This window comes from Nonomuraea sp. SYSU D8015 (genome assembly GCF_008065375.1).
In the GTDB taxonomy this organism is placed as follows: domain Bacteria; phylum Actinomycetota; class Actinomycetes; order Streptosporangiales; family Streptosporangiaceae; genus Nonomuraea.
On sequence record NZ_VJYI01000002.1, the window covers coordinates 113,723 to 139,171 of the forward strand.

The 25,449-nt window shown below is 62.9% G+C and carries 27 protein-coding genes, 1 tRNA gene and 1 pseudogene; 19 read left to right on the top strand and 10 right to left on the bottom strand.

The features are described from left to right. Positions 1-13: 13 nt before the first annotated feature. The 7 genes and pseudogenes from ID574_RS09645 to ID574_RS09675 form a co-directional block, all read left to right on the top strand. Positions 14-629: pseudogene (locus ID574_RS09645) on the top strand (transposase); the annotation flags it as partial. Positions 630-813: 184 nt separating this feature from the next. Then, entirely contained in the window at positions 814-1,194 is a 381-nt protein-coding gene (locus ID574_RS09650) for a hypothetical protein (protein ID WP_188188482.1), read from the top strand. A gap of 328 nt (positions 1,195-1,522) precedes the next feature. After that, the gene (locus tag ID574_RS09655; protein ID WP_188188483.1) at positions 1,523-1,891 is read left to right on the top strand and encodes a hypothetical protein; all 369 of its coding nucleotides are present in this window, start codon (positions 1,523-1,525) and stop codon (positions 1,889-1,891) included. A 247-nt stretch (positions 1,892-2,138) separates the two neighbouring features. Further along, positions 2,139-2,759 carry a hypothetical protein gene (locus ID574_RS09660; protein WP_188188484.1) on the top strand — a complete coding sequence of 207 codons (621 nt, stop codon included), beginning with the start codon at positions 2,139-2,141 and terminating at the stop codon, positions 2,757-2,759. A gap of 391 nt (positions 2,760-3,150) precedes the next feature. Then, positions 3,151-3,717, top strand: coding sequence for a hypothetical protein (locus ID574_RS09665; protein WP_223166544.1), 567 nt, complete (start codon positions 3,151-3,153; stop codon positions 3,715-3,717). A gap of 74 nt (positions 3,718-3,791) precedes the next feature. After that, positions 3,792-4,154 (top strand): hypothetical protein, encoded by a 363-nt coding sequence (locus tag ID574_RS09670; RefSeq protein WP_188188486.1) that lies wholly within the window; start codon positions 3,792-3,794, stop codon positions 4,152-4,154. Between the two features lie 234 nt (positions 4,155-4,388). Beyond that, positions 4,389-4,685, top strand: a complete 297-nt coding sequence (locus ID574_RS09675) for a hypothetical protein (RefSeq protein WP_188188487.1) — start codon at positions 4,389-4,391, stop codon at positions 4,683-4,685. Between the two features lie 29 nt (positions 4,686-4,714). On the opposite strand, the gene ID574_RS09680 is transcribed toward ID574_RS09675, so the two are convergent. From ID574_RS09680 to ID574_RS09710, 7 genes are all read right to left on the bottom strand, one after another. Next, entirely contained in the window at positions 4,715-6,082 is a 1,368-nt protein-coding gene (locus tag ID574_RS09680; RefSeq protein WP_188188488.1) for an IS256 family transposase, read from the bottom strand. Between the two features lie 422 nt (positions 6,083-6,504). After that, the gene (locus ID574_RS09685; RefSeq protein ID WP_188188489.1) at positions 6,505-7,080 is read right to left on the bottom strand and encodes a P-loop nucleotide/nucleoside kinase family protein; all 576 of its coding nucleotides are present in this window, start codon (positions 7,078-7,080) and stop codon (positions 6,505-6,507) included. Between the two features lie 215 nt (positions 7,081-7,295). Continuing rightward, entirely contained in the window at positions 7,296-8,357 is a 1,062-nt protein-coding gene (locus ID574_RS09690) for a ComEC/Rec2 family competence protein (protein ID WP_188188490.1), read from the bottom strand. Beyond that, complete coding sequence (locus tag ID574_RS09695) at positions 8,332-9,057, bottom strand: DNA-binding transcriptional response regulator (protein ID WP_188188491.1); 726 nt, start codon at positions 9,055-9,057, stop codon at positions 8,332-8,334. The genes ID574_RS09690 and ID574_RS09695 overlap by 26 nt, the downstream gene beginning before the upstream one ends. Positions 9,058-9,088: 31 nt before the next feature. Beyond that, complete coding sequence (locus ID574_RS09700) at positions 9,089-11,221, bottom strand: sensor histidine kinase (protein ID WP_188188492.1); 2,133 nt, start codon at positions 11,219-11,221, stop codon at positions 9,089-9,091. A 60-nt stretch (positions 11,222-11,281) separates the two neighbouring features. Next, positions 11,282-12,640, bottom strand: coding sequence for an N-6 DNA methylase (locus ID574_RS09705; RefSeq protein ID WP_188188493.1), 1,359 nt, complete (start codon positions 12,638-12,640; stop codon positions 11,282-11,284). A gap of 213 nt (positions 12,641-12,853) precedes the next feature. Next, entirely contained in the window at positions 12,854-14,143 is a 1,290-nt protein-coding gene (locus ID574_RS09710; protein ID WP_188188494.1) for an NsdA family TPR-like regulatory protein, read from the bottom strand. Between the two features lie 345 nt (positions 14,144-14,488). Here ID574_RS09710 and ID574_RS09715 point away from each other — a divergent pair, with 345 nt between their 5' ends. Both ID574_RS09715 and ID574_RS09720 read left to right on the top strand, forming a co-directional pair. After that, positions 14,489-14,773 (top strand): hypothetical protein, encoded by a 285-nt coding sequence (locus ID574_RS09715; RefSeq protein WP_188188495.1) that lies wholly within the window; start codon positions 14,489-14,491, stop codon positions 14,771-14,773. 292 nt (positions 14,774-15,065) lie between these two features. Next, positions 15,066-15,758, top strand: a complete 693-nt coding sequence (locus ID574_RS09720; protein WP_262495969.1) for a GntR family transcriptional regulator — start codon at positions 15,066-15,068, stop codon at positions 15,756-15,758. Here ID574_RS09720 and ID574_RS09725 read toward each other — a convergent pair. Beyond that, complete coding sequence (locus tag ID574_RS09725; RefSeq protein WP_223166545.1) at positions 15,743-16,069, bottom strand: hypothetical protein; 327 nt, start codon at positions 16,067-16,069, stop codon at positions 15,743-15,745. The genes ID574_RS09720 and ID574_RS09725 overlap by 16 nt on opposite strands. A gap of 209 nt (positions 16,070-16,278) precedes the next feature. Here ID574_RS09725 and ID574_RS09730 point away from each other — a divergent pair, with 209 nt between their 5' ends. The 8 genes from ID574_RS09730 (at position 16,279) to ID574_RS09765 (ending at position 22,095) form a co-directional block, all read left to right on the top strand. Further along, positions 16,279-16,701, top strand: coding sequence for a plasmid replication, integration and excision activator (locus ID574_RS09730; RefSeq protein WP_188188497.1), 423 nt, complete (start codon positions 16,279-16,281; stop codon positions 16,699-16,701). After that, positions 16,701-16,967 carry a hypothetical protein gene (locus ID574_RS09735; RefSeq protein ID WP_188188498.1) on the top strand — a complete coding sequence of 89 codons (267 nt, stop codon included), beginning with the start codon at positions 16,701-16,703 and terminating at the stop codon, positions 16,965-16,967. Before ID574_RS09730 ends, ID574_RS09735 begins: the two co-directional genes overlap by 1 nt. Further along, positions 16,964-17,278: a hypothetical protein gene (locus ID574_RS09740; RefSeq protein ID WP_188188499.1), complete on the top strand. Its 315-nt coding sequence runs from the start codon at positions 16,964-16,966 to the stop codon at positions 17,276-17,278. The genes ID574_RS09735 and ID574_RS09740 overlap by 4 nt, the downstream gene beginning before the upstream one ends. Positions 17,279-17,362: 84 nt before the next feature. Next, positions 17,363-18,781 (top strand): FtsK/SpoIIIE domain-containing protein, encoded by a 1,419-nt coding sequence (locus tag ID574_RS09745; protein WP_188188500.1) that lies wholly within the window; start codon positions 17,363-17,365, stop codon positions 18,779-18,781. Continuing rightward, the gene (locus tag ID574_RS09750; protein ID WP_188188501.1) at positions 18,778-18,936 is read left to right on the top strand and encodes a hypothetical protein; all 159 of its coding nucleotides are present in this window, start codon (positions 18,778-18,780) and stop codon (positions 18,934-18,936) included. The genes ID574_RS09745 and ID574_RS09750 overlap by 4 nt, the downstream gene beginning before the upstream one ends. Further along, positions 18,933-20,546, top strand: coding sequence for a replication initiator (locus tag ID574_RS09755; RefSeq protein WP_188188502.1), 1,614 nt, complete (start codon positions 18,933-18,935; stop codon positions 20,544-20,546). Before ID574_RS09750 ends, ID574_RS09755 begins: the two co-directional genes overlap by 4 nt. Next, positions 20,543-20,734: a helix-turn-helix transcriptional regulator gene (locus ID574_RS09760; protein WP_168009989.1), complete on the top strand. Its 192-nt coding sequence runs from the start codon at positions 20,543-20,545 to the stop codon at positions 20,732-20,734. Before ID574_RS09755 ends, ID574_RS09760 begins: the two co-directional genes overlap by 4 nt. After that, on the top strand, positions 20,731-22,095 hold the full coding sequence (locus ID574_RS09765) for a tyrosine-type recombinase/integrase (RefSeq protein ID WP_188188503.1): 1,365 nt from the start codon (positions 20,731-20,733) through the stop codon (positions 22,093-22,095). The genes ID574_RS09760 and ID574_RS09765 overlap by 4 nt, the downstream gene beginning before the upstream one ends. Positions 22,096-22,314: 219 nt before the next feature. Here ID574_RS09765 and ID574_RS09770 read toward each other — a convergent pair. Continuing rightward, a tRNA-Tyr gene (locus tag ID574_RS09770) sits at positions 22,315-22,399 on the bottom strand. Positions 22,400-22,712: 313 nt separating this feature from the next. On the opposite strand from ID574_RS09770, the gene ID574_RS09775 reads away from it, so the two are divergent. Further along, on the top strand, positions 22,713-23,204 hold the full coding sequence (locus ID574_RS09775; protein ID WP_188189481.1) for a YajQ family cyclic di-GMP-binding protein: 492 nt from the start codon (positions 22,713-22,715) through the stop codon (positions 23,202-23,204). A gap of 303 nt (positions 23,205-23,507) precedes the next feature. Then, the gene (locus ID574_RS09780; protein WP_188188504.1) at positions 23,508-23,978 is read left to right on the top strand and encodes an NUDIX hydrolase; all 471 of its coding nucleotides are present in this window, start codon (positions 23,508-23,510) and stop codon (positions 23,976-23,978) included. On the opposite strand, the gene ID574_RS09785 is transcribed toward ID574_RS09780, so the two are convergent. After that, positions 23,950-25,443 (bottom strand): hypothetical protein, encoded by a 1,494-nt coding sequence (locus ID574_RS09785; protein WP_188188505.1) that lies wholly within the window; start codon positions 25,441-25,443, stop codon positions 23,950-23,952. The two genes, ID574_RS09780 and ID574_RS09785, sit on opposite strands and share 29 nt — an antisense overlap. Positions 25,444-25,449 lie beyond the last annotated feature (6 nt).

The following is a 25,449-nucleotide window of genomic DNA, read 5'->3' on the forward strand; positions in this document are numbered from 1 at the left end:
CCTTGATCAAATTGACAGGTTCCGCGATGCCAAGCGGCGCGGGATGCGGGCTCCGGTGCTGGCCATCGGGGACGGCGCGCTCGGCTTCTGGGCCGCGTTGGGTGAGGTGTTCCCGCTGACCAGAGCCCAGAGATGCTGGTTTCACAAGATTGCTAATGTGCTCGGGGCGCTTCCGAAGTCGGCCCACCCTGGCGCGAAGAAGGCGCTGGCGGAGATCTGGAACGCCGAGGACAAAGAACACGCCCTGACCGCGGTCAAGGACTTCCAGGCTGCCTACGGCGCCAAGTATCCCAAGGCTGTCGCCAAGGTGGTCGATGACCTCGACGAACTGCTCGCCCTACTACGACTATCCCGCGGAGCATTGGGTGCATCTGCGCACGACCAACCCGATCGAGAGCACCTTCGCCACCGTCCGGCACCGCACCAAGGTCACCAAGGGGCCGGGCTCCCGCGCGGCCGGGCTGGCGATGGCCTTCAAGCTGATCGAGTCGGCGCAGAAGCGCTGGCGTGCGGTCAACGCGCCCCATCTCGTCGCCCTGGTCCGCGCTGGGGCCACCTTCGTCAAGGGCAAGCTCGTCGAGCGGCCCGAGGGATCATCGGCTGTCGAGGGCCAGTCGATAGCCGCCTAAAAGATCTTGATCCACAGGTCTTGACGATAGCTCATTCCTCCGCCTGTGGGTCCCTATAATCCGGACGATCCGTTCTGGCAAAGAGTCTGGTCGGTGCTGGAACGGGCGCGGATTGCCTCTGGTGCGGGGTCAGTTCACTCGAGAGGAGTACGAGCGGGCCTGTGCTGAGCTGGAGTTGATCCCGTTGAATGACGAGGAGTGCTTCAGCCGGGAGATCAAGGATCGCCGTGCCGGCCCGCCTGATCACACCTTCATGGAGACAGTCTCCCTGCGGCTTGCCCATGATCGGGGGTGGGGGATCATGGCTCAACTTCGGCAGGAACGCAAGGACCTGCGCTGGGAGTTCGAGCGGCGGTTCCCGCGTGGGATGTCGCGGCAGGACTATGAGGAGGTGTGCGCGAATCTCGGGCTACAGCCTGCGCCGGATGAATCCATTCGGGCCATGGCCGCCAACTACCTCGTGCGGGAGGAGATCGAGGACCTGCCCGACATCAATCTGTTCGTGGCGAACTTCCGGGACATGGGGATGTTCAGCGAGAGACGGCGCGGAACTGCTGGAGCGTAATCCCGATTGGAATTGACATCCCGCTTGCAAACGGTCTGACCTTCAGGCGCAATAGCCTCGACCTGCACAGAGGACGGTCCGCGAGTGACCGTGATTGACCGCTGCTGACCGCTTGTCCCGGGTAGAGATACGGCGATGTTCGTCCTTCACAGTCCGGTCTCGTGGTGGACGTGTCTCTTGTCCTGCGGCTCTGCTCTTCATCCGGCGAGCGGAAGGAGAGGTCCGGCAACCTCAATTGCCACCGGGACGTTACCCGGCAAGCGCTCGACCCGAGGATGGCCGATTCGACTCTCGGCCGGACGAGATTCCCGATGTCGACGACCCGGACATGCCCGTCAAGGTCAACGCGAGTTGGTTCCGGATGGCGTCGGAGTTCGGCCTCTTCAACGAAGATCGCGAATTTCTGCTGCTAGTCAACTACGCAGACGAAGAGGACGAGTGGGAGGACCACTACGAATGGGTCCAGGTGCGTCTTCTTGACGAATGGGACCTTGCTGCAAGCGGGGTGGAGCAACTGCGCAGCTGGATCGCCGGGACGTTCACGCCGCGTTTCGTTCCGGAGTTCCGCATGGTGTCCCTTGACGGCCAGACGGTCATCGAAACCACTGTGTGGGGACGTGGCACCGTCAGCACCATCGCCATCCGGCCCTCTGCTACCGCTCCTGCCCGCGGTACTGAGGAGACTGCCCGACGTTAGCAAGATCTTGGTAGCTGCTCGGTTCGCCACCATCCGATCCGCCTACGGCTTTACAGGGTGTTTCGGTTTATGGCTCCCGCGCGTCCGTGACCTGCGACATTGGGCCCTCCGCATCAGACATTCGAGGCAGCCATCCCGCGCATGCCCCGGATCTTGTTAATCATGCTCCAGCCCAGGAAGCCGTCGCCCAACCGTCGATCCCGACGACCTGCGTCGGGCAGACCCACGCTTTGTGTAGCGTTCCAGCATGAATACAGCCATCACGGTTGCAATCATCGCCGCCCTGGGCGCCTTCGTCACAGCGTGTGTCCAGTATGTAAGCAAAGTTCGAGAGGAGAAGCGCTTGGCTCAGCTCGCGCAGGTTGAGATGGACACTCGCATTGCAGCTTCGTTCGCGGCTTTGATGTCACGGGCTCACGGTCGAGGGGAGACCGTACTTAGCGAGTCCACAGCCCAAGGAATTTTGCAGGACGGCGGAGCCTTCGCACAGCAGGTTCAAGAGACATTAGCCAAGGTGGCTCGTGGAGAAGAAGGACCCGAAGCGGTTAGACGCGTAGATCTGGCTTTAGACGCGACTCTGCGCACGTATGGGGTTGGCACGGCAGATATGGACGCGGCAATTCAGGTCATCGCGGCCTTGGGGCTGCGACACCCGATCCTGACACGAGCTGCAGTGGTCGGGGTGAGGGGGCGCAACGAGTTTCGACCCGTCGATGGCGCTGCGGAGATCATCGATGCACTACAACAACGTGAGGCATACGACGCGCGCCTTCTTCGCTGGGCAAAGAGAACGCGTCCGGCGTACTGGCTCAAGCGCTCCGCCCAGAGGGTCTCCCCTTCGCTTGACTCGACGACACCACATAAGTGAATCGCCCCATGAACCAGCGCTTCGTTTGTCGCCGAGAGACTACACATTCGCGGCTGTGGATTGGTGGGATCCTCATAGATGCGGTGAGCCGGGCTGAGGTGCGTAGCCCTGGCTCGGCGATCGCCTCGGGTACGTATGGCGGTCAACCGCAGGAGGTTGATCGTCGTGGTGCGTTTGTACGCAACTACACGCCTGTTTGATGCCGACAGTTTTACAGCGCGTGACCGTTCCTGTCCGTGCAATGCCCCTGACCTGCGGTGCTATGTTGTTCGGACGCCACAGCCAGCAAGATCATTGCACGCATATTGCACGAGCCCTCGGCCCCTCCGCGTTATCTGCGTGCAGCTTTCGCCGAGCTTTCATCCACAATGGACCAGTGCGAGGACCGTGGGTGCATGCTGGCCGACTCTGGACGAACGGCGATCCGTTCCTCGCTGTCGACGCTTCACTGCGCGGCGCGTGGCGTGGGTTCAGCGACAGCCAATACGACGACATTGTGGATCTTGGCCCGGAGGACACCAGCATCCCGGTCGGAGCCGGCTGGGCAGCCCTCGTCGGCGCGGACGGAGTCGTCCGCGATGACAGCTGGATGGAGGTCTTTCAAGGAGAAGACGGCGGCATCGCCGTCGTGCAGGCATCCGGTCCCGACTACCCACGTGTGCTGACCGAGGCCCTCCGCTACCCGGACACCGATGATGAAGACGGTGCCCCGTTCATCGTGCACAGTGGCGAGATCGCCTTGTTCAGCGCCGCGTGCGACGGCACCGGACCACACTCGCAACCCTTGGTGCCTGCCCGACCAGGACCGGTGCCGTCGGTGCACGGACGACCATCGCACGACAGCGATCCAGGCCTTTTGATAACGACGATGTACACATCGTTGGCGTTCAAGGTGCGCTGGTACACCCAGCTAGACGAAGAGAGCTGTTTCGCCCGGTGGCTGCTGACCCCTGCATGAACCTTGTGATCAGCACGTGCCCAAGTGGCCACCATCGTCGCCGAGGCAGCCGTCGGCTACAGAAGGGACAACAGATGATCACTTTCGACGGGACCTTCTATCGCATCACGGATCCGGAGTTCGAGATGACGATCCCGGCATGGGAGGGATACGAGCCGGACACCGCCGATGAGGCGGACGCGACGATCACTTTCCGCGACGGCTCACGCCGATATGCGACCTTCATGACCCTGGATGTCGTCCAGCGCAACATGGACAAGAATGCGCGCACCGGTGAGTGTCTCGGTGGCAGGTACTTCTGGTGCTCGGACTTGATCATCGTTCAAGAAGCGGGGTTCGAGGGTATGGCGGCCGCGATTCGCGATCTGATCTCGTCTGGGGACATCGAGGGAGCATGCGGCCTGCTCGGCCCTCGCACCGATGGCGAGAAGAATTGAACGCCCCGGCCCCGAGGGGAGCGGCCCGGGTGAGGGAATCGAACCCCGCCGTCAACTTGGGAACTGCATCGATCGCGATCCCTGTAGCAGGGGATTGCTGGTCGCAGGGGGAGTCGGTGAGGTCGTGAGTGACCGTGGTTGACCGCTCGTCACCTTGGTTAATGGCCCGCCAATGGCCCGACGACCAACTTTCGACCTGGCATGACCTGAGCACAGAGTCCTAGCCTGTGCGCCGTGAGAGTCGAACACAGCGCAACATTGCGGATCATGAGCGATGTGCACAGTCCCATCGAGATCTCTGAGGCATTAGGGGTGCGGCCTTCAGCAGTCACCCATACTGGCGATTGGGAACTCGAAGCATCTGCTCACGGCAACGAGGCCTCACTCGAGGAACTCATCAGGGCAGTAACTGATCCTCTTCTTGGGCTTGCGGACAAGCTCGGCTCACTGGCCAGTCAGGGGGCAACGATCGAACTGCACCTTACGCGTGACCTGCTCGGGCCGGTGGCGTCTTCGGAGCGGTGTAAATAGCTCGACGAGGTAGGTGCCGTGAGTGGATCTTAGGCGGCCTCGGTAGCGAGTTCCAAGGCCGGGTCGTCGGTCGGGCGGAGCTGAGTCGGCGGGTGGAGCAGCGCCCGGCGGAGGTCGTGCAGGATGCGCAGGCCCTTGCTGGTCAGGGTGAAGCCGCGCCAGCCGCGGGCGGCGCGATCCAGCACCGCCCAGACCAGCGACACGCAGGAGGTTTCGCCGGGGAAGCGGCCGATGACCTTGACGCGGCGGCGGGTCTCGCCGAAGGTGCGCTCGATGAAGTTGGAATGCCGGATGCGCTTGTGGTGCTCGAGCGGGAAGCGCAGGTAGGTGGTCAGGCTTTGGCGGTCGGTGAGCAGGCACTTGACCGCCGCCGGGTAGCGGCCTGACCAGGTATCGGCGAAGGCGTCGATGCGCCACTGGACGAGGTCAACCAACCCCTGGCCGACCGTGATGTCATCGCCCAGCTCGCTGAGGTCGAAGATCTGCCAGTAGGCGGCCTTCACCTCGGCCTGGTCGCCGGCGCTGACCTTCGCGAGCACGTTTCTGGCGCGGTGAACGAGACACCTCTGGCGCAGTGAGGTGGGGAAGACCTGCTCGGCGGCGCTGATCAGGCCGGGCGCGCCGTCGGAGATGATGAGCAGCGGCGGGCGCAGACCGCGGGCGACGAGGTCGGACAGGAAGTCGTGCCAGGCGTCGGTGGACTCGGCCGCGGCGGCGGCCAGGCCGACGAAGACGGGCTTGCCGGCGGTGGTGATGCCCCAGACGGCCAGGATCGGCTCGGCCCGGCTGCCATCGTGCATCTTGAAGTGCGAGGCGTCCAGGAACAGGTAGTCCAGCTCGACGTGCGTCAGGTCGCGGCGGCACCAGGCGTCGTACTCGGCCACGATGGCCTGGCAGATGGTCGAGACCGTGGACTTGCTCAGGGCGGCCTCGGGGCCGAGCGCGTCGGCCAGTGCGCCCTCGACGTCACGGACGGACAGGCCACGCACGAACGAGGCGATCACGAGCGTTTCCAGGGCGTGGGTGCGGGTGACCCCGGTGCCGAACAGGCGGGAGGCGAACTTCTCGGTGGTGCCGCGCAGCTTGGGCCGGGCGATGGTGATCGGGCCGCTGGTGGTCTTGACGGTGGTCGGGCAGTGGCCGTTGCGGTAGCCCGGCCGCACCGGGGCCTCCTCGTCGCCGCCGGTTGCGGTGACGGTTGCGGTGACGGTGGCAGTGCGCTGGTAGCGGGCCCGGCCGAGGAACGCGTCCACCTCGGCTTCAACGGCGGTCTGGATGATCAGACGGGCACCGAGCCGGGCGACGTCCTCGATGACCTCGACCAGGTCACGGCCGTCGGCGAACAGGGCGTCGATCTCGGCACGGATGGCCTGGGTAGGCGATACTCGACGGGTCACGAGCGTGGGGCCTTTCTTCGTGCAGAACTTGGCGGTTCAACACGGAACCTACGCTCGTGATCTATTTACACCGCATCTCGGACGCGACCGCTCGGGCCAGGAGTTGGTGCTCTGTGCTTCATGTTGGACGCCCCCGTGATCAAACTCCTGGGGGAGGTCGGCGCCGAAGTGTGGATCGACGAATACGACGAGGTCGAGTGGGAGCACAACGCGCATACGCCGTCCGCCTGATCATCCCGTCTGCTGTCGACCCGCCCGAAGGGGAAGCGGGCCAGGGCCACGGGGTCAAGGTGGAGCGCCCCGCTGGACGAACGACCTTGACCCCGTGGCCCTGGTCTGCTCGGCTTGTCCCGGGTCGATGGTGGACGGGATGATCAGGCTTCCACCTCAGCCACTTACGAGCCCGGCGTAACGTGTGGCGATCATCCCGGAGCTGGAGCGCCCCCGCCGGAGACGCCCGTGTTGTGTCTGCGGATCTCTGTCGCTAGTCCTCTGACATCCACGGGCTGGGTTGTGTCCACGTGGTAGGTGTGGTTGAGATTGAGCGGCTCGGCTTCGAGCATCCGCTGTTCCCAGTGCTGATCGCTGACGAGGATCCCCTGATGGATCGGGTGTCTGCTTGCTTCGCGTTCTTCGTAGCGCCGACGTGCGATGGCAAGGGGGACTGTGCACCTTACTTCGTGTGCTGCCTGTACTCCTGCACGGTGGAGTCCGCCTACCACCACTGGTCGCAGGCTGGCCGGCCAGAAGCTCTCCAGTACCGCGCCCTGACGGCTGTCGGCAAGTAGGGCCCAGAGGGTCTCACCTGCGGCGGAGCCGAGTTGCTGGCTCCACTGGCGGCCGGTGAGTCCTACGGGTGGAGTCACGCCGATCTGGTCTGCCAGCGTTTCCTTGATGCGGTCCTTGCTGAACAGGGGGAGACCAAGTTCGTGGGCGAGTGGCTTGGCCAGGGTGGTTTTGCCTGCTCCGGGCAGGCCGTTCACGAGGACCACGAGCATTGGCTGATATTAGATCATGGCGTGCTGCTTGCGCGGCCCGAGCACGGGCGCGCGCGAGAACGGCCCCCAGGCCGCACGCGCAGCGTGCGGCCGAGCGCAGGGCCGCGCGGCGGCGCGGAGCGCCGCCCTTGATACCTAACAGAGCTATTCGGCAGTGCGCTAGCTATGTCTCGTTGCCCAAGGAAATCTCTTCGAAGAACGCGATAAGGAGAGAATCACTTCTCAGACATCATCCTCCTACACAAGGGCGATTCAATAAGATCGACGAACTTAGAATGACCATCTATGGATGGCTCCCAGACGATCTCGCCATCGATTAAACGGATGACAATCGATCCAGCACAGCACGAACCGCTCGGCTTCCCCTTAGCCGGACGATTGAGTAGATGGCCGGGGATCAGTCGCTCCTCCAGTGCATGACACGCCTTACTGAGCTGGGTACACACCAACTGGACTTCAACACCAGACGATGCAATTCCAGCGACAATATCGACCCTAGGGTTCCGAAAGACGTTACGTCCATGGCTAAATATCACTAGCCGAGGCCTAACAGCCATACAGAGTCTACGCGCAAATTCCGCTTCATCAGATGCGCCCGATCTCCCACCATGATGCGGAAACACCAAAACGGGCGCAGAGATATCTCGGCCACTATCAAGTATAGCCGTTAGTCCTTTGTCATCGAGATCTCCAGGCAACAATACAGCACGCTCACCATCGAGACTTACTCGCAGAACAGCCGACATACCATTTGACGAGATAGAGCCTTGAGGCCTTTTTGCATTAGATTGCCCACTAATAGCGTAGGCAATACCAGGGTGCACGATCTCCACGCCTACGCGACCCGCCGATAAGGAAGGGTTAGCACCAACATTGAGGTTGGTAAAGACGCCCAGCCGACCCTCGGAGTGGTAATCCTGTGCAGCATACATCAGGTCGAGGAAGAGCTCGCTAATCTTCGTTGGATCTGGATTGACCCATAGATTTCCAACGCGGATGTCGGGGTGCGCCAAGAGCGCTGCTGCACCACGGATATGGTCAGCGTCCGCATGAGACAGGACGAGATTTCCTATATCCGTACATTGCATCTGTTGAAGGTCCGCTAAGGCCGTCAACTCCTGAGCAACGTCGACTATCATGTGCGCCTGCCCATCGTAAACGATAGAGCAGTTGCCATGCCCTACATCCAAGATTGCTATCTCGAGAGGGGGCATCGGTACACTCATCGGAATCTCAATTCGATTTTCACTATCAGTCACTTGGTTCGACAGCTTCAAGCCACTTCATCACGGGAGGCACCGCAAGCGCAAAGTCCGTGAAATACAAATCCTCATGACTTTTGGCATAGATATTGACATTGGCCATGAAGCGCTTGCCTACAAGATCTTGCAGGGGTAGATCCACGCAGTCAGTGATTAGGTTGGCAGCCAACTCAACTGTTTCAACTGGCCTCCAAGCCGCAATAACTACTTCAGCAATCGCCTCGACACCCACTTTTCGAAGGCCGCACACCCTTACCACGGTACGATAAGGAACCCTATCTGAGGCCGGGCCTTCTATTTGCTCTTTCTGAGCGGCAACTAGCGCCTCGGACAATTCGTCCGGTTCAAAACGTTTGCTGAGCAGCCGCGGAATCTGTGCACGATAGCGACGTATCGACGAAGATTCGTCCAAATCTATATAACTTGAGATCAGGACAGCTGGAATCCGACGAGCGTTTGACTTCGCAACAACCTGGGCACCGTCGAAAGGAACTCTTACGATACGCGAGAGTCTGTGGTCACATACAAGCCCTTTTGCTTCTGCGGCCACTATGTCCAGCAGTGCATCTACACTGGGCTGAATTGGAGAAATAATAACCGGCTCAAAATCACAGTCGAAAACTATTTCAGAAGTGCGCTCCGCATCGTCCAAAGAGTCGTCAACTATGGCTACCTTGTCACCTGGTCGAAGTGGTGCTTCGAGCGTCGCTGTCATGGCTCCTCCCCATTCGATCAGCCTTTGATCTCTAGGACTGGCTGAGTGAGCGCACTCGTGGAATCGTCAGATGAAACTCTGCCCCTCCCAGCTCACCGGTCGCTACTGCGACAACTTTTCCTCGCAAGTCAGCGACTACATCGCGAACGATTGTTAGCCCTAGCCCCGTACCACCCTCTCTGGTACTAAATCCTGGCAGCCAGACCTCCTCTGTTGTTAGCCCACGTATACCAGTCCCGTTATCAATGAAGGAAAGATGAACAGTCTCCGGGCTGAGATCACACCTGATGATGAGAACTTTCGCCAAATCATCCATTGGACTGGCCGGTCCTCCTGGCTGCGCAAGAGGAGGAGATGCGGTCGTTGTGAATTCAGCCACTGCGTTAGCCAAGATGTTCGCCACAACTGCTTCCACTGACGCAACGGTAGCATTTATCTTTGCTGCGTCGGTTGGCATTTCGAGTCGTACTTCGACCTGCGCATCATCCAAATACGGCTTGAACGTCTGTAGAAGCTCGCTGATCACTGGCTGAATCTCCACAACGCCAGGTCGACGTTTGCGATTCTTCAATAGCTTAAGTGGAAGTTCAGCGAAGGTCCTAAGTGAGCCAACGGCCTTTTCGATCAGGGAAACAGGCTTGCCAAGGATCCTCTCATAATCATCAGCAAGAGTATGCTGGCCTCGTCGTTTGATAGTCTTAATCATCTGCTCGATTGAGTCGACGGGGCGGAGAGTTTCGTGTGCGAACACCGCAGTAGTCGTTCCTACTGTTGCGAGGGTCCTATAAAGAGCTAGGTCGTTCTCTATCACTGCAATGCGCTCTTGGAACGCCTCACGCTCCTGTTGTACCGCCTTGCGGACGATTTGCCGTGTTTCTCTGGGCGCACTTTGGAGGGCGCGGTCAACTGCGTCTTGCGCCTCTTTAATTTTGGTCTTTACGGTCTTCTTCTTGGCTGCGTTGTCCCTATCGCGCCATTGAATTCGTGTAGTAGCCGCCCACTCTAGAACTGCTCGAATGAACTCACGAAGCTCACGAAACGATAGATTCTCTACATAGCCACTTCGATCGGTTTTGGGGACTAGGCGGTTCTCTCCATCTCCGAGGATTACTCTTCCGACAGAGGTGTTTGTTGCAGGCCGTAGTTCTGGATTTGATGTCCGGAGTGCGTTCATAGCGACCCAGTCATTTCCTGGATCTCCGTAGGGATGAACACGAAGTCCTCTATGATAGAGGTGGAGTCCTCCGAATTGTTTGAGCCAGTTACTCACAGTCTTCTGCAGGCCCGGGATTCGATGCCCATCTGGACCATAAGAGACTGTGTTCAAATTGAACATCCACAGTTCGAGTTGAGCAGCGGGTGGTGACATAAACTGTGGTGTAGCCCCCGCCCTATAGTCAGGGCTATGGCGTATCACCTTGTCTGTTTCTGCCTCCGCCAGCACCTTGCCGTGGCGGTCTACGAGTGACGCCACTATAGCGCCATCCACGTTGAGGCGGGCCCTGAGAACGAAGTCGCAGATCTCAAAGAACCCGTGGCCTACAAGTTTTTCCATCGCAGAGAATTCAGGCGATCTAAGTTCGGCCTTGAATCCCGTATTTGAATTTGGGAATGGGCCTGTTAGCATCACCAGCGAGCGTGCGAGTCTCTCTACGTCGTTGTTTGTGAATTCTGTAGCTACGTTAGAAATCTCAATTGTGGTCCCCGGCGGCTCTGTCGTCCCCGCTCTGATAATGGTCAGATCTATGTCCTCGACCGCTACGGCCGACTCGAACAGATCCCAGTTGATGACCAGTTGGTACTCTACGCCAGGTTCAGAACGTGGCCGAGTTCGTAGTTCGACCTGCCGGCCCAACCGTAGTGCAGCTAGTCGCCCTAGGCCCTTTTCGCCGACTTTTCGCCGCCCCCCTGGGGTGTACTCGCTATCCACCTTGCCTGAGCGTCCTAGCAGGAGGAACCCATCATGTATCTCGCGTGGCGTCATTCCGTCGCCAACGTCGCTTACTTTAATCGTTCCACCCGGAGTCTCAACGTTTATCAGCTCAATGACACACTTCGTTGCATCAGCATCATATGAGTTGCGTACGAGCTCGATGATGCCAAGGTCTGGATGCGGCACGAGTTCCTCGCCCAGACGTCGTAGAATCTCCGGCGCGAAACGCATTCTCGCCAGGCTAGATTTCTCAGGCATGATATTCCACTTCGATCTGGCGTTCCCTAAGGTTCACGGCATATCTTCTAGTCGATTCATAGGGACGTAGATGCTCGGATCATCGCATAGAGCGAGCGGCAGGTCTAGTAGCGCTGTCTTGGTTAGGTGACGAGTGCGGATACGTTCATCAAGCCAGGAGGTTACATCGGACGCCTCAAGCAGGCGCTTGAGGCGCGCGCACGAGAGCTGCCTAAGATCCTTCGGCTTGACGATGACGAGATGATTCTCTACAGCCACTTCACCCAGCGATGCATCGATGATCGAAACTGACAGGCGCTTTCCCGGCGTACGGGTAGGTGCTGATGTGCGGCGGAGGACTAGAAAGGGAGCCTTGTGGAGTCTCCCATTGAAATGACGCTTCGGGGCCTCCGTCACCGTCGCGCCGACGGGCACGTCCTGGACAGTCAAATATGGGACTAGAGGACCTTCGACTGCATGCCTATGCGGCACAACGTCGCCGATAGAAATGTCGGCTACATCGCCTAGTCGACGACGCGTATCTGTCGACTGCTGTCTTTCGTACCAGGTATGCTTCTCGGCGTGACGTGTGATGTGGTTAGTCTTCCTCTGAAAATGTGCTATGAAGACGTCAACGTCCGTCCATGGGTCAAAGAGTCCGACTGGCTCTAGTCTTATTATCTTCGCTACCTGTTCCACCTCCGCCCTCCAGCGCGCATAGCGGCTCCCCGACCGTAGAACATCAGGGAGAACAGTGGCTATTCGTGTGCCCGAATCAGATCTCCGGAGAACCTCAAGCGTGAATGGAGCTGCCTGTGACGCTAGCCCTTCGCCCCAGCTCTGCGGCTCAGGCAAAGACACGCGCGCAAAGGGTGGATTCAAAAGTATCAAGCGTATGCCCGAATAGTTTGCATTTTTTTCTAGCCCGTCTCCTTGGCGGATATTTTTTAGCTCCGGAATATTTTGCATGCTATCGATTCCCGCTCTGGCTTTGAGTGCCAGCTTAAGTCGATTGCGGGCAACCTCGGCTAGAATGCCGATCTTATCTATACCGAACACACTTCTATCGACATAATCAATAATTTGGCTGCTGGTCCACGTTTTTGGCAGAAGGGAGATCGCGCCGATCAGTAGGTCTCCTGCGCCGCATGCGGGGTCCATAACTGATATTCCGCGCTTAAGTAGAGCCGAATAGGGAGATAGAAGCTTAGTTCGAAGTTGAGTACCGGTGAAGAAAGTACTGTTCGCTCTCCGGGCTTGAACAGATACCCCCCGACGCAAACGCTGGTACGCCATGCCGTCCAGATGCGCCGCCACGGCTGTTGAGTCCAGACGCGTCTCGGTCTCTTGCAGGATCGTCAGCAACTCGTCGTTGTAGCTGCTGTAGGGTGCGAATGCATCGGTCGGTATCACAGAATGAAGATACAGGGAAGGGCTACTGTTTCGGGAGTGGCGTAGCGATTTACTGCGTCCGTGGATGGTTATGGTGACGAGTGCGGCCATACGCTCGGCCCTCCCGGGGCTCGGCCCCTAGCGAAGCGCCGCGCATGGTGTCCTCGGTGGCGGGGCTGACCGATGCGATGCTGACCTACCTGCATGTGTGTCGACGTAGGCGGCCTCATGAAGCTAGTCGAGCAGGTCTGGGCGACGATTCGCAAGAGCTCGCCGCGCAGTCAAGAACCGTTCGTGGAATTCCACGGCGAGCGCTTCTCGGCGGTAATGGTGCTGTAGTACGCGGTTGAGGTCGCCAGCGCGGTTGACCAGATCGGTGAGGGATCTACGTTCGATGTCGAAAGCAGCCATACCGTGGTCTACGGCTGCGTCGAGGTCGCCGCGCCGGGCGTGAACGATGCCGAGATCTATGTGTGCGTCGGCAACGCGCATGGGCGCGTTGGACGTACCGTCCGCGCGGGTGTGCATCTGGATGGTTTCGCGGGCGTGTTCTTCGGCGCGGTCGTCGTCGGCGAGCCAGGTGTAGCAGGTGGCGGCGTAGAACACCCACTTGGAGTGGTCAAACACAAAGTGGTGGTCTGGGTGTTCTGGGATTGGAAGGCTGCCGAGCACGTCGGCACCGCGGGTTAGAGCGCGGTCGGCCTCGCGGCGGTCGCCGATGCGGGCCAGGCCGCGCGCCTCTTGCAGGGTGAGTTGGACCATGGCGCTGCTAGTGCCGGCTACGGACTGGCCCATGCGGGCGGCCGTCACGACGTCCTCGTATCGGCCCTCGACGAGGGCGAACCAGGCTGACATCTCGTGCGCCCATCCCATTAGTTCCCCGTGCCCTACTTGGCGGCCCATTTCGAAGGCGGTCCGTCGGGCGGTCTCGGCCTCCTCCCTCTCCCCTAGGTCGTAGTGGACGCATCCCAACAGCGCGGTGAGCCAGCCAGTGATGACGAGCAGCTCGCGGTGCTGGTCGAGGGTGAGGCGCCCGGCGAGTAGGTGGTTGATCTGGGCGAGACGTTTTTGTGTGCGGTCGCGCAGTGTGCCAGCGGGGACCACTGGATAGGCGCGGCACAAGAGGTCGACGGCCTCGGCGAGTGCTTCCAGCGTTCCCGTTCCGACGTCGGACGCCTGGAGCTGCTGGGCGAGCTCCATCGTCCCATACAATTCAGCCTCGGCTTTCAGGGCATGCATCGGGATCACTTGCGCCTCGATAAGGCGACTGGCTGTCTGCCTGTTCGGTGAGAACCCCAGCGCTTCGGGTTCCATGCCGGTCAACTGCGTGAGTGCCAACCGGTACGGCGTGCGTGGCCAACGGACTTCGCCGGCCTCCCAGCGTCGGACCCGTTCCTCGTCACACGTGAGGCGTTCGGCGATGCCTACCGGTGTGGCGTTGATGCGGTCGGCCATGTCGGCGCGTGTGAGCCTGTTCTCGTTGCGCCAGGCACGAAGTCGCACGTTCGGGATGTAGTCGGGCATCTGCGGTTCTTCCTCCCGGCTGGGGGCTCGAAAGGGGAAACAAGGGGGCCGTTCAGGGGTCCTGCTCAGATGCGGTTGCCGGTGGACTTGTCATCAATCAACCACGGTACGTCACGCGGCCTCCCGCCACAGGGAACGCCGGATGAACGAGGAGATGGCGACGGTGATCCGGCCTGATGAGAAGTGCGATGGTGCGCCCTGCCCCGCATGCCGGGGACGCGGGATCAAGCTGCGTGACTCACGCCGTGCGCTCCTCATCGACGACAGCGACGGAGAGCCGTCCACAAGTGGGGAGCGGGAGTGTCTCGACTGCCTCGGAAGCGGCCGGGCCGAAGGGAGCGAAAGGTGAATTCGATCATGCTGGCGGCGATGGCCAGCTTCGCGCAGGACCAAGACGAGGGCAACATGCTCGTCCGACTGCGTGACCAGCTCACGAACCTCGGTGTCCACGCCGAACTGCGGGACAACAACAGCGCGCTCATGGTGCATCCCGCTAGGCCTGGCCTGCCGGTGTGGGTATTCGTCGGGTACGGCGGGGCCTACTACTCGTGGCAGAACGCCGAAAGGCGTCACCCGACGAACGATCCGGAGGGTGCGGCAAGCGTCCTGGCTGAGTACATCGCCAGGTGATGACGGGCACGGCGAGGTGGGTCGCTCCCGGTCGGAGGGGAACGGGCGCTCATCCCACCCGCCTCGTCGTGCCTCCTCTCTCGGCAGGCAGCTTCAGCGAAATCCCACGTCGCCATCCCCCGGGGCCGTGCGCTGGTCTACCTGCCGAGTTCGTTCGTATGGCCGTCGCTTCTTCAATCCGCGTGGACACACAGTGGCGATCCGGTTACGCTCAAACTTAGTAAAACAACTTGTCGGGTGCTGGACGGTCATGATGTCACTAGAGTCCGTGCCACCGAAGTATGCACAGCTTGTGCACACTCTTCAGCGGCGTATCGAGTCAGGGGACTACCCGCCGGGCGCCCTGCTGCCGAGCGAGAACCAGCTCATCCAAGAGTTTGGCGTCTCCCGTCCCACTGTTGTCGCCGCTCTGCGGGTGTTGCGTGAGCAGGGTTGGATCGAGTCTCAGCAAGGCAAGGGACGTTTCGTCCGTGGTCGGCCCGCGCTGGCATCGCGCGAAGGGAATCGACCTGGACAGGCTTATTTGACCAGGCCGGAGGCCGACTTCGCGGGTGAGGTCATCGAAGTGGGGGCGCGAGCCGTACCGAACCGAGTGGGCGCGCTGCTGGGCTTGGAGCCCAAAAGCCGGGCTTTCGTGCGTCGGCGCTTGATCGCGCGTGAGGGTGAGCCGACCGACCTGGTGTCGCTGTGGGTGCCGCTGGAGGTCTCCGAAGGGACCGATCTGACCAGTGGCGAGGCGCTGAAGCAAGGGTTGCGCGAGCATCTCCAGGCTCGCAAGGGCGTGCGTTTCGATCACATCCTGGAGCAGATCACCGCCCGCATGCCCACCTCCGACGAGGCAAAGCAACTGGCCATGCCCAAGAATGCTCCCCTCTTGGCCGTGTTCGGCGCGGTTCGCGAGGCGTCTGGGCGGCCGTTGGCCGTGGTGGAAGTTCTGCTTCCTGCGGATCGTCACGAGCTGGAAGACGCCTACCCGATCTCGTAGGGAACTACGACGATCTGATCATCATCTTCGTAGATCACCTTGCCAGGGTCGGCCACTTCGAGGCGCACGCACTCCACCCTATGAGCGGCGAGGATCGCCAGATAGCCCGGCACCCTCTCCATGAGATGACGAGCTGACGGCTTGAACCAAGCCGCGGCTCCAGGGTTGAGCTGCCGATCGTAGACCGTGGGGTCCACGTCTGCGGGATTGGTGAAGTTCGCTTCGTACCAGGCGTTGTTCTCGCGCCTGAACCGTTCCTCTTCCTCCGACAGTCGCCCTTGCATGGCCAGGCTGTTGACGAGGCCGAACACGCCAGGGTACGTCCCTCTTCCGTTTGGCGTGGGGCTCTGGAACCTCACGTACATCGGCACTCCTCTCACGATCATCTCGCTTGCCGCGTTCTACCAGCTTCCTTAGTTGGCGACCAACCTACTTAGGCACTTGACCTAGCAAGCTACGCAGAGTTACCGTCTAACTACTTGACAGGTCGAGTGCCTGACAGCCAAGAAGAGGAGGAGTTATGGCTCTGCAAGGCCCCATCCCCGTCACCTTCGCCATGGTCTTCCCGCACGGCTGCTACATCGTCGGCGAGGTCGAGCCCGTCAAGGACTTCGACGCCTCGTCCAACGGCCGGTTCGTGCAGTCCCGCGACAAGCAGACCGGAGAGCTGGTCTGGCAGGTCGCGGTCATGGACGGTGACCCGACCCTCAAGCCCGCGCAGAAGACGGTCGCTGTCAAGATCCTCGCGCCGGTACAGCCGGTGCCACCGTCGCCCATGCCGGGCCTGCCCTTCACCCCCGTCGAGTTCGACGGGATCTCCATCACCCCGTACGTCAACGGCAACGGCCGACTCGCGTACTCGATCAAGGTCCGCGAGATGCACGCTCCACGCCCGACCACCCAGACCGCCCCCACGAGCAAGGCCGGAAAGGACGCCGCCTGATGACCCGACGCCGTACCCCTCGCAACAGCGTGATCCGACTGACCACCGGACACGCCGCCCGCACCATGAACCACCCGTTCACCCGCCGCGAGCCCGTCCTGGCGCTCGACTTCGGCGCCACCTCCGTCCTGGTCACCACCAGCGGACCCGTGACGGAAAAGGACCTGGAGTTCGCGCGCCAGCTCGCCCGCGAGGCCCACCGCTTCGCCCGCTCCATGGAGCGCAGCTTCTACGGCCTGCCCGACGGTCACGGGATGGCGGCATGAGAGAGCACCGTCCCTACACCTACGTCACCTTGTCCATGCACCCCGAGTCCGCGCCGCACGTCGGGGTCTCCTTCCACACGTCGCGCCTCAGGGTTCGCGCCGGAATGCTGCTCAGCAATCCGCGACCGTACCTGGAGTTCGGCTCCCACGAGGCCGACGTGCACATCTCCACCACGGGAGCCGGGCCGGTCACCGACGCCGACCTGGCCACCGCCCGAGAGATCTTCAACGCCGCCGCTCGCTACCTGGCCGACTGCGAGTGCCTGCACGCAGAACAGTCGGCCAAGGACGCCAGCGACACGGCGGCCTGACACGAAGCGGGGCCGCTGGAAGCGGCAACTTCCGGCGGCCCCTCGGTTCTCCCCTGACTGCACATCACGAGAGGGTTCCAGCTTATGTTCAAGCGGCTGCCTGGCGATGAGGCGCGCAGCCTCGTCTCCACCACGCCCGACACGGCCGTCGTCTTCCGCCCGGCCGTGCTCAAGACTCCTGCCGTCGTCACTCTGCTCATCTACGGCTGGCGCTTCCTCGCCGGCCTCGTCCGTACGATCTGGCGGCATCCTGTCGCCGTCGCCGTACCGGCCGCCCTCGGCGTCAGCTGGGCTTGGTACGGCTGGCCCCTCGCGGCCTGCATCCTCGGCATCGTCGTCCTGGCCCTGGTCTCCTGGGCCTTCACTGATCGTGACTCCTTCGCCCGTCTCGTCGGCTGGCGGCTGCTGGCCTGGTGGCGGCTCGTGTTGGTCTACCGACGCCACTGGCAAGCCGTCATGGATGTCTCCGGCCTCGCCAAGCGTGTGCATGGGCACGACTACCTACCCGGCCTCGTTCGTGTCCAGTGCGACGGCTGGGCCGATCGCGTCACCGTCCGCATGCTCAAGGGTCAAGCGGTCAAGGATTGGGCCGACCGTATCGACAATCTCGCCCAGGGCTTCGGCGCTGCATCCTGTCGCCTCGCTCTTGTCAAGGGCGGTCGCCTGCTGCTGACCTTCCCGCGAAGCGACCCGCTCGCCGAGCCCATACCAGCACTTCCTATCCCAGAAGAGCCGACCGTGGGACCGGTCGAGATCGGTAAGCAGGAGGACGGGCAACCACTGCGGCTCAAGGTGCACGGCACGCACGTCCTGATCGCGGGTGCGACTGGGGCCGGGAAAGGCTCGTTCCTCTGGGACACGATCCGCGGCTTGCTCCCGGCCATGCGAGCGGGCCTCGTGGAGGTTTGGGCGCTCGATCCCAAGCTGATGGAGCTGTCCTTCGGACGGGAGCTGTTCCAAGGCCGGTACGCTGCCGACCCTGCCGACTGCGCCGATCTGCTTGATGAGGCCGTCAGCGTCATGCAGAAGCGTGCGGCGCGCTTCGCCGGTCTCCAGCGCTCGCATGTCCCGACGATCGAGGATCCGTTCGTCCTGGTGCTCGTCGACGAGGTCGCGTTCCTGACCGCCTACCAACCCGACAAGCAGCTCCGCCAGCGCATCTCCGCAGCGCTGGCCACGCTCGCCACGCAGGGCCGCTCAGTCGGTGTCGGCGTCATGGCGGCACTCCAGGACCCACGCAAAGAGGTCATGAACATCCGCAACCTGTTCCCCGACAAGATCGCGCTCAGGCTGGACGAGTCGGAGCAGGTGGACATGGTCCTCGGCGACGGTGCACGGGATCGAGGCGCCCTCGCCGATCACATCTCACCCGTCCCGGAGCAGGGCGCAGGCGTCGCCTACATGCGTCTGGAAAGCTCACCCGAGCCCATCCGCGTCCGGGCCGCTTACGTCTCCGATGCCGACATCCGCGCCATGGTCGCGCAGTTCGGGGAGGCCGCGTGACGACACTCGCCCACTTCCTCGACGGCCTTCGCTGCGCTACCTGCCACAACCTGAACGTTCTTTGGCTCGACCCGGTCCGCGCCCAGGTCGAGTGCTGCGAGTGCGGCCAAACCGCGCTCACCGTCACTGACACCGACGAAGGGAGGACCGCATGACCCATGCCCACGATCGCGCTCTCCCCCGGGCCATCCGCCAAGCCATGCCCATGGCCCGCGACGTACTGGAAGAGGTCGCCAAGCTCCACGGCGTCTGCATTCGGCCCGTCCCGCTCAAGCGGCTCGACACCCACACCGGCAAGTGGGAGATCATCGACGTACCGTGCGGGGCAACCCTCGACAGCAAGTGCCCGCCGTGCGCCAAGCGGAACAAGCAACTGCGCAAGGCCCAGTGCCGCGAGGGCTGGCACCTCGACGCCGAACCCGCCATCACACCCAACGAGGCCAACGAGGAACAGCGCTGGCTCGTCGAGTTCCGCGCCGACTACCAAGCCCAGCGCGACGCCGCTGAAAAGGCTGGCGACGACACAGCCGAGCTGGATGCGATCATCACCGGCCTGGATGAGGAGATCAACGCCGCAGGCATGCGCGGCAACGTTCTCGGTCGTAACACCGCCAAGCGCTCCCGCTCCACCAGGCGGCGGCAGGACGCGCCGGACCTGCCCAAGCGCAAGATGACCAACACCACCCTTGGACGCACCTTCCAAGGCGCAGAGGGCAAGATCTACCGGCCGTCCCTGTTCGTCACGCTCACCTTGCCCTCGTACGGCAAGGTTCGCGACGGCGTACCGGTCGATCCGGACAGCTACGACTACCGGCGCGCCGCTCGGGACGCGCTGCACTTCTCCAAGCTGGTTGATCGCTTCGTGCAGAACCTGCGCCGCGTCGCGGGCTATGACGTGCAGTACTTCGCGTCTGTGGAGCCTCAGAAGCGGCTCGCCCCGCACCTGCACATGGCCATCCGCGGCACTCTGCCCCGCGCCGAGATCAAGCAGATAGCCGCCGCTACCTATCACCAGGTCTGGTGGCCGCAGGCCGACGAAGTCGTCTTCGACGGCGATCACATGCCTGTCTGGCAGGACGGCACCGGCTACCTGGACCCGGCCACCGGCGAAGTCCTGCCCACCTGGGACCAAGCCCTCGACGCTCTCGACGAGGACGCCGAACCCCTCCACGTCATCCGCTTCGGCGACCAAGTCGATGTCCAAGGCGTGCTCGCCGGAACCCCGGACGCCGACCAGTGCATCCGCTACCTGTCCAAGTACCTCACCAAGTCCATCGGCGATGCCCTCAGCGGCGGCCAGGCCAAGCAAGAGCACGCCGCCCGCATGCTGGACGCTCTCCGCTACGAGCCATGCTCACCCACTTGCCCGAACTGGCTGCGCTACGGCGTCCAGCCCAAGGGCGCCAAACCCGGCATGGTCCCCGGCCGCTGCCGTGGCAAAGCCCACAAGCCCGACCACCTCGGCTACGCCGGACGCCGCATCCTCGTCTCTCGCAAGTGGAGCAACAAGACCCTCGCCGAGCACAAGCAGGACCGCCGTACCTGGGTCCTGGAAGCCCTCGGCCAGGCCGACGAGCCCACCGACCCACACCGCTACGTCTGGCGACCCGTACCGGCCGGAGACGCCAACGTGCCACCTCTCGCCGTCCGGCTCCTCCGCTCCGTCCACGAACGCCAACGCTGGCGAGCCCACCTCCGCGAACTGGAGGCCAGAGCAACCGGACAAGATCTTTCGGCAACCGAGGATATGGGGAGGGCCGCATGACGAAGCACGACGAGCTGCTGACCGTCCGCCAGGTCCTCGACGAACTCGGCGGCGTATCCCGTCGCACCTTCTACCGCTGGCGCGAGATCGGCAAGGCACCCGAGGGCATCCGCCTGCCCAACGGCGAACTGCGCATCTACCGCAGCGATCTCAACGCCTGGCTCGAATCCCTACGGAGCGCCGCATGACGACCTCATACGACGTGAAGTTCTTCGAGATCAGCCGCAACAAGTCCAGCAAGACGCCTTCGTACGTCGTTCGCTGGTCGGTCGCCCGCAAGCGCTCCTCCAAGACCTACCGAACCAAGGCCCTGGCCGAGAGCTTCCTGTCCGACCTACGGCAGGCGGCCAAGCGCGGTGAAGCGTTCGACATCGAGTCCGGGCTGCCCACGTCCATGATCAAGGCCAAGGACGCCCAGAGCGTTCTGGAGTTCGCCCAGGCGTTCATAGAGATGAAGTGGCCACACGCGGCGGCCAAGAGCCGAGACAGCATGTCCGACGCTCTCGCAACGGTCCTGCCCGCACTGACCAAGGACCGCGCAGGCCGCCCGGACGCTCGCGCCCTTCGCACGGTCCTTCGTAAGTGCCTCCTCCTGCCCGAGGACAAGCGACCGGACGTACCGCAACAGCACGCCGCTGCAGTGGCCTGGCTGAAAGCCGCCTCCCTGGACCTGGCGAGCCTGGAGGAGGCCAAGACGGTACGGCTCGCCCTCCACGCCCTGACGCTTTGCCTCGACGGCAAGGCGGCGGCCTCAACCACGATCGCCCGCAAACGTGCCGTCTTCCACGCCCTCCTGGAGTACGCGGTGGAGCTGGAGGAACTTTCGGCAAATCCGCTGCACAAGATCAAGTGGAAGCCGCCCAAGACCACCGAAACTGTAGACCCCCGAGTCGTGGTGAATCCTCGCCAGGCACAAGAACTGCTGACCGCAGTGACCTACGTAGGACGTCGAGGCCGTGGCCGGCGGCTGATGGCTCTCTTCGCCTGCATGTACTACGCCGCCCTGCGCCCGGCCGAAGCGGTCGGCCTTCGACTCCAGGACTGCCACCTACCTGTGTCGGGCTGGGGCCGGCTGACGATCGACGTATCCCGGCCAGAGGTCAACACCCAGTGGACGGACAGCGGCGACGCTCACGAAGAACGTGGCCTCAAGCACAGGGGCAGGCAAGACGTCCGTCCGGTGCCCATCCCGCCAGAGCTGGTCAAGATCCTCCGCGAGCACATCGCCGAGTACGGCACCGCCAAGGACGGACGTATCTTCCACAGCGAACGCGGCGGCGTCGTGGCCTCAACGGCCTACACCGAGGTCTGGCAGGATGCCCGGCTCCTGGCCTTCACGCCCGCCCAGGTTGCCTCTCCGCTCGCCAAGCGCCCATACGACCTCCGGCACGCGGCCGTCTCCCTGTGGCTGAACGCGGGCGTCTCAGCCCCAGACGTGGCCGAACGAGCCGGACACAGCGTCGATGTCCTGCTCCGCGTCTACGCCAAGTGCATCGACGGCCAGCAGGAGATCGCCAACAAGCGAATCGGCGACGCGCTCGCCGCATGACCACGTGCCCGACCGCACCCAGAGCCCCGGCCCACCACCGGGGCTATTCCTCTTGGCCGCGCATTGGCCGAATCCGGCGTCCGATCTGCGAAAACGTCGCCAAGATCATTGCACGTATATTGGTGGACCAGCGACAACAGCCCGCTCGCGGCGGCATCCGGCTGCACACCCCCGAAATGCAGAAGAGGCCCCGTAGGGCCTCTGAGCTGCGCTTACTGCTGGTGGCAGGTGCAAGGTTCGAACTTGCGTAGGCTGAGCCGACGGTTTTACAGACCGCTCCCTTTGGCCACTCGGGCAACCTGCCTTGTCTTCCGCTCTCGCGGCGACACACAGAAGAATAGCGGACTCTGGAGGTGCGCGTGACACCGGTTTGTCCCGTGCCGGATTCGGCGGCGGGCTTCGCGTAACCCGGTGGCGGCCCCTGGCGGGCGGCTGGTTCGTTGCTGCGCGCGGGGCGGGGCAAAGTGTGATCATCGGTGTACACGGGCGGTGTCCTGCGCGGTGCGCCGATGCTGGCTAGGCTCGTTCGCTGGGTCCGCGTGTTCGCTGGGTCCGCGTTCGCGTACGCCGGGAAACTGGGATCCGCGTAATGCTTCGCAGCTGAGAGGGTGGGTGTTTTGGCTGATTCGTCTTTTGACATCGTCAGCAAGATCGACCGTCAGGAGGTCGACAACGCGCTGAACCAGACGGTCAAGGAGATCGGGCACCGGTTCGACTTCAAGGGCACCGGGGCGAGCATCAGCTGGTCCGGGCAGAACAACATCGAGATCAAGGCGAACAGTGAGGAGCGGGCCACAGCCGCGCTCGACGTGTTCAAGGAGAAGGTCATCAAGCGAGGGCTCTCGCTGAAGATCCTCGATGCGGGCGAGCCCAAGTTGTCGGGCAAGGAATACCGCATGCTGGTCAGCCTCAAGGAGGGGATCGATCAGGAGCATGCCAAGAAGATCTCCAAGATGATCCGCGATGAAGGGCCCAAGGGGGTCAAGGCGCAGATCCAGGGTGAGGAGCTTCGGGTCAGTTCGAAGAAGAAGGATGACCTACAGGAGGTCATCTCGCTGCTCAAGGGCAAGGATCTGGATATCGCGCTGCAGTTCGTCAACTACCGTTGATTTGCGGTCTGCTGGCTGGCCTGTGGTGCGCTTCTCCCGAGCGGCACGCGGTCGTGGGGGTCGCGGGAGTCGTGAGAGTCGTGGGAGTCGCGGAGGGGCGGGCTGGCAACGGGCGGCAGTTCTGCGGTCCGGCAGTCGGCTGGGTGGCGGATGCCAGGCGGTGGGTGCCGACTGGTGGTGGGTGGCGGGTTCGGGTGCATGGCCGGGCGCGGGTTGGGGCGCGGGCGGCCGGCCATGTGCCTTCTTGTCATGTGCTGGCCGCAATCTCCTCGCGCTGTCACCGTAAGCTCGGTTGTTGTGACGATGATCCCCCTGCGCCGTTTTACGGCGCGTGCGCTCCCCATCGACAGCCAGGACCGGGTTCTCCTGCTGCGCGGCTTTGATCCTGAATCGCTCGAGCGGACGCCGTTCTGGTTCACCGTCGGCGGGGCCATGGAGGACGGCGAGACGCCGGCTGAGGCGGCGGCGCGGGAGTTGTATGAGGAGGCCGGGATTCGGGTGGGGGCCGAGGAGTTCAGCGAGCCGTACGCGACCGGCACCATCGAGTTCACGTGGGGCGGGTACGCCTTCACGCAGGACGAGGTCTTTCTCGCGGTGCGGGTGGGCGACGCGGTCGTGTCGTTCGAGCACATGGAGCAGATCGAGAAGGATACGACGACCGCCTACCGGTGGTGGAGCGTGGAGGAGCTGGAGGGTACTGAGGAGATCATCTATCCCCGGGATCTCGCGACCATTCTCCGGAAGGTCACTGAGGGCGGCGGAGGACTCGCGTAGCGCCGGCGATCAGGGCCGTCGCGAGGATCCAGCCTGAGACGATCAGCGCGTACGCCAGCCACTGCGTCCACCCGCCGGGGTCGAAGAGCTCTCGTTGGCCGAATGCGGGGATGGGGAGGAGCAGGTCAAAGGTGTAGCCGAAGGAGTTGAAGTCGGGGCTTTCGGTGGGTTTGAGGGCTCTGGGTGGGTTGACGGCGAAGACGACGGTTCCGATCGCCAGGAGCAGGGTGAACCACACGCCTGCCAGCCATGGGCGATAGCCGTAGCCAACCACGGCGTCGAGGAGCCGGCCCCACATCCGGCCGGCGAGGCCCTGGGTCCGGCGCCTGGCGCGGAGCTTGGCCAGTTGGGTGCGGCGGGCGAGCACGTCGTTGCCGTCACTGAGGTACCAGGCGGCCAACTGCTCGTACGGCTGCGGGCGGAAGCCCTCCGGGTCCCGGGTGACCCAGTCGATCCTTTGCGTGACGCCGCGACCGCGCAGGCGGTCGTAGGTCAGGCCGTTGAGGCGGAGCTTCTCGGGCCACGTGTCGGGGTCGTCCTGCAGCGTGCCGATCTTGGAGTGCGCGAGGGTGACGACGCCGTCGATCTGCTCGGCGGGTTTGAGGAGGAGCTCGCGGGCCTCCATGTGGGTCAGGTGGAGGGCGTAGCGGGTGTCGGGGCTGCGTACGGTGCCGCGTAACTCGAACGTCCCGTTGATCCGTGCGCCGCGGAGGCGTATGCAGCCGTCCGCGCGGAATCCGTCGCCGCAGCGCAAGATGTCCTCGACGACCACATTGTCGGCGGTGAGCGCCTCCTTGCCCGGATTGCGGAGGGTCGCGTCGTCCAGGAGGAGGCCACCGTTCAGCCGCGCGCCGACCAGGGCGACGCCGCCTGTGAGCTCGGCCATGTTCAGGTGCATGCCGGAGTCGACGACGACGGTGTTCGCGTACAGAGCCCATTCGCCGTCGTCGCCCACGATCTTGGTGCCGCTGAGCCACAGACCGCTCTCGAACTGGGCTCGGCCGACGCGTACGGTGCCGGTGATGTTGGAGCCGGACAGGCTGAGGTGGCCGGCCACCCGCATCCCGCCGCCGCTGAAGCCCGGAAAGGTGCAGTCGGTCAGGCGGATGGTGCGGGTGGTGGAACCGGTGAGGTGGATGGGTTCGTCCAGATGGCAGCCGGTCAACACAAGTTCGTGCTCGATGGCGCCGCCGAGGATCGCGAGCTGGCCGGTGATCCGGGCGCCGCGCACGCGGACCGCGGGGGCCGAGCCGGCGCCCGCGTCGCGCGCGCCGAGCAGCAGGGAGACGATCACCTTGGCCCGGATCGTACGCTCGGGGCCCCAGGTGTCGCCGTCCTTGGGGGCGTTCTCTCCAGCCGGGACGCCGATGACGCGCGTGAACGGGCCCAAATCGACGAAATCACCTGTGGGGAACGCGTTCCAGAGCTTGCGCTCGGCCTCCGTCAAGCGGGGGGATCGGCCCATGCGATC